Below are 7,141 nucleotides of genomic sequence, written 5' to 3' on the forward strand. Positions count from 1 at the left end.
CCCTTGTACTCGGGAGCCACCTGGGTCGGGCAGCGCACCGACCAGAAGACTTTCGCCAGGCCGTACCGACAAGGCGTACGGAACCGGCGAGACAGGACACAGAGTGCTCCCGTGCGGCGCCCGCGCCCCGGACGGCGGCCACCGCGCATCGCGCGGGCCGCGGACGTCAACGGCGGACGGTCTTTGCGGACCGGCGCCGGACCAGGCGCGGCGCCCGGGAGCCTGACGGGAGAAACGCCCGCATGCTCGAGCCGACCGAACCCATTGAGGGTTCCGAACTGAACACTCCCAGCGACACCCTGCCGCCGCGCAGGCGTCGCCGTGCCGCCTCCCGCCCGGCGGGCCCGCCCGCCGCGGCCGAGGCACCCACCGAGGGCTCCGTGCCGGCCATACCGGCCGCTGAGTCCGACCCGATCGTCGAGGCCGAGGAGGTCGCCGAGGCGGAAGTGACCGCCGAGACCGAGGCCGCGGCCGTGGAGGCGCCCGCCGCCGAGGAGGCTGCGCCCGCCGCCCGCCCCCGCCGCCGTGCCACCCGCCGCGCTTCGGCGCCCGCCGGTGCGCCCACGAGCGCAGAGGCCGCCGAGACGGTCGTATCGGCTACGGCTGCTGCTGCCGAGGCCGTTGAGACCGCCAAGGCTGTCGAGACCGCTGAGGCCGTCGAGGCCATTGAGACCGCCGAGGCCGTTGAGGAAGTCGCGCCCCGTCGCACCCGCCGCCGGGCCACGCGCCGCGTTGCCACGCCCGCCGAGTCCCCCGAGGCCGAGCCGAAGGCTGAGGAGAAGGCCGACGAGAAGGCGCAGGCCGAGGTAGAGGGCGAGGCCGAGGCTGTCGCCGAAGCCGCCCCTGCCCGCACCCGCCGCCGTGCCACCCGGCGCGTGTCCGCGCCCGCCGGTGCACCCACGGCCGCCGAGGCGCCCGAGGTCGCGCCCGCCGCCGAAGCCCCGGTCACCGCCGAAGCTCCTGTCGAGGCCGCTCCCGCCGTCGAGGCCGAGGCCGCTGCGGCCCCTCGTACGCGGCGTCGCGCGACCCGTCGGGCGTCCGCGCCGGCCGGTTCCCCGGCGGCCGCGGAAGCCGCTGAGGCCGCAGAGACCGTCGTACCGGCTGCCGCTGCCGTCGAGGCCGCGGAGGAGCAGCCCACTGCCGCCGAGACTGTCGTAGTGGCCGCTGCCTCCGCAGCCGCCGCCGTCGCGGCCGTCGAGGAGGCTGCCACGGTCGCTGCAGCCGCCGAGGCCGCCCAGCCCTCCGAAGAGGCCGGGCCGCGCCGTACCCGCCGCCGTGCCACGCGTCGGGTCTCCGCGCCCGCCGGTGTGCCGGTGGCCGAGGAGACCCCCGCGGCTGCCGCCGAGCAGGCCGAGGCCGCCCAGCCTGCCGAGGAGGCCGAGATCACCGAGCCTGTCGCCGTCCAGACCCCTGCCGCCGAGGCCCCCGCCGAGGGTGCCGCGCCGCGGCGCCGCCGCCGGGTCGTGCGGCAGGCCGCCTCCGGGTTCTCCGCGCCCGCGCCGCAGTCCGAGACCGCCGAGACCGCCGAGGCCGAGGGACCGCGTCGGCCGGCCCGGCCCGCCGTGGCCGTGTTCCAGGCGCCGGTGTTCACCGAGCCCAGGTTCCAGACCCCGGAGCGGGCCGCTGCCGAGGCCGCTGCCGAGGCCGCCGAGACGGAGGAGCCCGAGGAGACCGAGGCGTACGCGGAGGAGCGCGCCGAGGCCGGCACGCGCCGCCGTCGTCGTCGCCGGGCCGCCGCCTTCGCCGAGGAGCCGCAGGCTGCCGCCGAGGACGAGGAGCCGACGGAGGCCGCTGCCGAAGAGCTCGCCGAGGGCGAAGAGGCGGACGAGGCCGAAGAGGCCGAGGGTGCCGAGGAGTCCGGCTCGCGCCGTCGTCGTCGCCGAGGCGGCCGTCGCCGTCGCCGTGGTGACGCCGGCGAGGGTGAGGGCGCGGACGCCGAGGCCGACGAACTGGCCGCGGAGCAGGCCGAGCAGGACGCCGAGGACACCGCCGAGCAGGAGGAAGAGGACGCCGAGGAGGCCCGCGAGGAGGCCGGTGTGTCCTCCGCCAGCCGCCGTCGCCGGCGTCGTCGTCGCCGTGCCGGTGACACCGCCGCCGACGAAGAGCCCGGCGAGGGCGACCCGGAGCGCACGGTCGTCAAGGTCCGCGAGCCCCGCAAGCCCAGCGAGCCGTCCGACGAGGTGCAGTCCATCAAGGGCTCGACCCGTCTGGAGGCCAAGAAGCAGCGCCGCCGGGAAGGCCGTGAGCAGGGCCGCCGCCGCGTCCCGATCATCACCGAGGCCGAGTTCCTGGCCCGCCGCGAGGCCGTCGAGCGTGTGATGGTCGTGCGCCAGCACGGCGAGCGCACGCAGATCGGCGTGCTCGAGGACGGCGTGCTCGTCGAGCACTACGTCAACAAGGAGCAGGCGACCTCGTACGTCGGCAACGTCTACCTGGGCAAGGTCCAGAACGTGCTGCCGTCGATGGAAGCCGCCTTCATCGACATCGGCAAGGGCCGCAACGCGGTCCTCTACGCCGGCGAGGTCAACTTCGAGGCGCTGGGCATGGCGAACGGCCCGCGTCGCATCGAGTCCGCCCTGAAGTCCGGTCAGTCCGTCCTCGTCCAGGTGACGAAGGACCCGATCGGACACAAGGGCGCGCGTCTGACCAGCCAGGTCTCCCTCCCGGGCCGTTACCTGGTGTACGTCCCCGAGGGCTCGATGACCGGCATCAGCCGCAAGCTGCCCGACACAGAGCGGGCCCGGCTGAAGACCATCCTCAAGAAGATCGTCCCCGAGGACGCGGGCGTCATCGTGCGCACCGCCGCCGAGGGCGCGAGCGAGGACGAGCTGCGCCGGGACGTCGAGCGGCTGCAGGCGCAGTGGGAGGACATCCAGAAGAAGTCGAAGAGCGGCAGCTCAAGCGCACCGTCGCTGCTGTACGGCGAGCCGGACATGACCGTCCGGGTCGTCCGCGACATCTTCAACGAGGACTTCTCCAAGGTCGTCGTCAGCGGCGACGACGCCTGGTCGACCATCCACGGGTACGTCTCGCACGTCGCCCCGGACCTCGCCGACCGGCTGTCGAAGTGGACCTCCGAGGTCGACGTCTTCGCCACGTACCGCATCGACGAGCAGCTCGCCAAGGCGCTGGACCGCAAGGTCTGGCTGCCCAGCGGCGGCTCGCTGGTGATCGACCGGACCGAGGCGATGGTCGTCGTCGACGTCAACACCGGCAAGTTCACCGGTCAGGGCGGCAACCTCGAGGAGACCGTCACCAGGAACAACCTGGAGGCGGCCGAGGAGATCGTGCGCCAGCTGCGGCTGCGCGACCTCGGCGGCATCATCGTCATCGACTTCATCGACATGGTCCTGGAGTCGAACCGCGACCTGGTGCTGCGGCGTCTGCTGGAGTGCCTGGGCCGCGACCGTACGAAGCACCAGGTCGCCGAGGTGACCTCGCTGGGCCTGGTCCAGATGACCCGCAAGCGGGTCGGCCAGGGTCTGCTGGAGTCGTTCTCCGAGACCTGCGTCCACTGCAACGGCCGTGGCGTCATCGTGCACATGGAGCAGCCGACCGCCGTCGGCGGCGGTGGCGGCAAGCGCAAGAAGCGCGGGCGTGGCGGTGACGGTCAGGTGCCCGAGCACGAGGTCGCGGCCGTGGCCGCGGAGACCGGCGAGGCCGTCGAGCCCGAGGTGGAGACCGTCGTCGAGGTGGCCGCCGAGCTGGCCGAGCCGATCGCGCTGCCGGCACCTGACTTCGCGCCGGACGAGGAGCTGTACAGCAGCGTCGCCGAGGCGGAGGCGGCGGCCACCCGTGGCCGTAGCCGCCGCCGCGCGAGCCGCCGGGCTACGGCTCCGGCCGGTGCGCCGAAGGCCGGGAGCCGCAAGGCCGCGCAGGTCACCGAGACCGTCGAGGCGCCGGCTGGCACGTCCGTCGAGGAGGCCGTGCAGCCGGAGCCGGTGGTCGAGGCGCAGGCCGAGCCGGTCGTCGTAGCGGCCCCGGTCCAGGAGCCCGCCGCCGAGGAGGCCGCTCCCAAGGGCCGTACGCGTCGTCGTGCGACCCGGAAGGTCTCGGCGCCGGCCGGTTCCCCGGCGGGCGCGGAGGCGGCCGCGGTGACGGTCGCCGAGGCCGCGCCCGAGGCGCCGGTGGAGCAGCCCGTGGCCGAGGCCCCGGCCCCGGCTCCGGTCGAGGAGGCGCCCGTCGAGAGCGCCGCCCCGGCCCGCCCGCGGCGCCGCGCCGTGCGCAAGGCCACCGCGCCGACCGCGTCCGAGGAGACGGCCGTCGTGGTCGTCCCGGCCACCGAGCCGGAGGCGGCTGCCGCCGAGGCGCCCGCCGCCGAGGAGACGGTCGAGGAGGCCGTGCCGGCCAAGAAGACCGCCCGCAAGGCGGCCAAGAAGGCCACGGCGAAGAAGGCGGCCACCAAGAAGACCGCGGCCAAGAAGACGGCCGCCAAGAAGACGACGGCCAAGAAGGCGGCCAAGACCGCCAAGACGGCCGCCGCGAAGGCGACGGCGAAGAAGACCACCACGGTCTCCGCCGCCACCGACGAGGGCTGACGAGGCCCGACGGGGTATGCGGCCGGTTCATGTGACCGGCCGCATACCCCGGGAGCCCGGCCCGGTTTGACCCCCTCGGCCGTGGCCCCGTAACCTTGACCGTCGGCGTGTCCACTGAGCACGCCACATCCCCGTAAACCTCTTCCTCCCGGGCACACGGTTGGCCGGGAGAGGTCGTCCGTGTCATTGCTGGGCGGCTGGCCTGCGGGGGTGCCGTTTCTTCGAGCGAAAGAGAGATCCGCGTGTACGCCATCGTGCGCAGCGGTGGTCGCCAGCACAAGGTTGCTGTCGGCGACATCGTTGAGGTTGACAAGATTTCCACCGCCAAGGTTGGCGACACGGTCGAGCTCTCGACCCTGCTCGTTGTCGACGGCGACGCTGTGACCAGCGACCCGTGGGTGCTGGCCGGCATCAAGGTTCAGGCCGAGGTCGTGGACCACCACAAGGGCCAGAAGATCGACATTCTGCGCTACAAGAACAAGACCGGCTACCGCCGTCGGCAGGGCCACCGCCAGCAGTACACGGCGATCAAGGTCACGTCGATCCCCACGGCTGCGAAGTAAGGGACTGAGGAGACATGGCACACAAGAAGGGCGCATCGTCCACCCGGAACGGTCGCGACTCCAATGCCCAGCGGCTCGGCGTGAAGCGCTTCGGCGGTCAGGTCGTGAACGCTGGTGAGATCCTGGTCCGTCAGCGCGGCACCCACTTCCACCCGGGCGCCGGCGTCGGCCGTGGCGGCGACGACACGCTGTTCGCGCTGCAGGCCGGTGCGGTGGAGTTCGGTACCCACCGTGGCCGCAAGGTCGTGAACATCGTTCCGGTCGCCTGACCGAACGTTCACTTCACTTCGCGAGGCGGACCTCACTTCCCGGTCGGGAAGGCGGGTCCGCCTTTCGCGTGTTGAGTAAGAGACATTCCCGCACGTTTCTGGAGGCACTGAACCATGACCACCTTCGTGGACCGCGTCGAGCTGCACGTCGCCGCGGGTAACGGAGGCCACGGCTGTGCCTCCGTCCACCGCGAGAAGTTCAAGCCGCTCGGCGGCCCGGACGGCGGCAACGGCGGCCGCGGCGGTGACGTCATCCTGACCGTGGACCAGTCGATCACCACGCTGCTCGACTACCACCACTCCCCGCACCGCAAGGCCACCAACGGCAAGCCCGGCGAGGGCGGCAACCGCTCCGGCAAGGACGGCGAGGACCTGGTCCTGCCGGTGCCGGACGGCACGGTCGTCCTGGACAAGGCGGGCAACGTGCTCGCCGACCTGGTCGGCCACGGCACCTCGTACATCGCCGCGCAGGGCGGCCGCGGCGGCCTCGGCAACGCGGCGCTGGCGAGCGCCCGCCGCAAGGCCCCCGGCTTCGCGCTGCTGGGCGTGCCCGGGGACCTGCAGGACATCGTCCTGGAGCTGAAGACGGTCGCCGACGTGGCCCTGGTGGGCTACCCGAGCGCGGGCAAGTCCTCGCTGATCTCCGTGCTGAGCGCGGCCAAGCCGAAGATCGCCGACTACCCGTTCACCACCCTCGTGCCGAACCTGGGAGTGGTGACGGCCGGTTCGACCGTCTACACCATCGCCGACGTGCCCGGTCTGATCCCGGGCGCCAGCCGGGGCAAGGGCCTCGGCCTGGAGTTCCTGCGGCACGTGGAGCGGTGCAGCGTGCTGGTGCACGTGCTGGACACCGCGACCCTGGAGTCCGACCGCGACCCGGTCTCCGACCTCGACGTCATCGAGGAGGAGCTGCGGCAGTACGGCGGCCTCGACAACCGTCCCCGGATCGTCGTCCTCAACAAGATCGACGTGCCGGACGGCAAGGACCTCGCCGAGATGGTCCGCCCCGACCTGGAGGCGCGCGGCTACCGCGTCTTCGAGGTGTCGGCGGTGGCGCACATCGGGCTGCGGGAGCTGTCGTTCGCCCTCGGTGACCTGGTCGCCAGGGCGCGTGCCGCGAAGCCGAAGGAGGAGGCGACGCGGATCGTCATCCGGCCGAAGGCCGTGGACGACGCGGGCTTCACGGTCGTCCGCGAGGAGGTCGACGGCGAGCCGCTGTTCCGGGTGCGCGGCGAGAAGCCGGAGCGCTGGATCCGCCAGACCGACTTCAACAACGACGAGGCCGTCGGCTACCTCGCCGACCGGCTCAACCGCCTCGGTGTCGAGGAGCAGTTGATGAAGGCGGGCGCCCGGGCCGGCGACGGCGTCGCCATCGGACCCGAGGAGAACGCGGTCGTCTTCGACTGGGAGCCGACGGTCATGGCGGGCGCGGAGATGCTCGGTCGCCGTGGCGAGGACCACCGCTTCGAAGCGCCCCGCCCTGCCGCGCAGCGGCGCCGGGACCGGCAGGCCGAACGGGACGAGGCCGGCCAGGAGTTCGAGGACTTCGAGCCGTTCTAGACCAGAGCAACGGCAACGCGAGAGGGCGGGCCGGAGGAAATCCTCCGGCCCGCCCTCTTTTACGTTCTCGGCGTCAGCCGTTGTCGCCCGTCAGCTCCTGGCCGACGTAGTCGCGGAGCCAGGTCCGGAAGTCCGGGCCCAGGTCTTCACGTTCGCACGCCAGTCTGACAATGGCACGCAGGTAGTCGCCACGGTCGCCGGTGTCGTAGCG

General features: G+C 73.1%; 4 protein-coding genes and 1 pseudogene. 4 read left to right on the forward strand and 1 reads right to left on the reverse strand.

What is annotated here, in order from left to right; genetic code table 11:
* The first annotated feature begins 242 nt into the window (after positions 1-242).
* From ACZ5DS_RS40585 to obgE, 4 genes are all read left to right on the forward strand, one after another.
* Positions 243-4,538 (forward strand): Rne/Rng family ribonuclease, encoded by a 4,296-nt coding sequence (locus ACZ5DS_RS40585; RefSeq protein ID WP_468249022.1) that lies wholly within the window; start codon positions 243-245, stop codon positions 4,536-4,538.
* A 242-nt stretch (positions 4,539-4,780) separates the two neighbouring features.
* Positions 4,781-5,101: a 50S ribosomal protein L21 gene (gene rplU, locus ACZ5DS_RS40590; RefSeq protein WP_009188585.1), complete on the forward strand. Its 321-nt coding sequence runs from the start codon at positions 4,781-4,783 to the stop codon at positions 5,099-5,101.
* 14 nt (positions 5,102-5,115) lie between these two features.
* A complete protein-coding gene (rpmA, locus tag ACZ5DS_RS40595; protein ID WP_023550764.1) occupies positions 5,116-5,370 on the forward strand; it encodes a 50S ribosomal protein L27 in 255 nt (84 codons plus the stop codon).
* A 114-nt stretch (positions 5,371-5,484) separates the two neighbouring features.
* A complete protein-coding gene (gene obgE, locus ACZ5DS_RS40600) occupies positions 5,485-6,930 on the forward strand; it encodes a GTPase ObgE (protein ID WP_468249025.1) in 1,446 nt (481 codons plus the stop codon).
* A 73-nt stretch (positions 6,931-7,003) separates the two neighbouring features.
* Here the strand turns inward: obgE and ACZ5DS_RS40605 are convergent.
* Positions 7,004-7,141: pseudogene (locus ACZ5DS_RS40605) on the reverse strand (UTP--glucose-1-phosphate uridylyltransferase); the annotation flags it as partial.

It is taken from the genome of Streptomyces sp. NPDC031100 (assembly GCF_055570785.1).

Coding starts and splice junctions, on each gene's coding strand:
- rpmA (WP_023550764.1), top strand. CDS start 5,116: ATGGCACACAAGAAGGGCGCATCGTCCACCCGGAACGGTCGCGACTCC.
- obgE (WP_468249025.1), top strand. CDS start 5,485: ATGACCACCTTCGTGGACCGCGTCGAGCTGCACGTCGCCGCGGGTAAC.
- ACZ5DS_RS40585 (WP_468249022.1), top strand. CDS start 243: ATGCTCGAGCCGACCGAACCCATTGAGGGTTCCGAACTGAACACTCCC.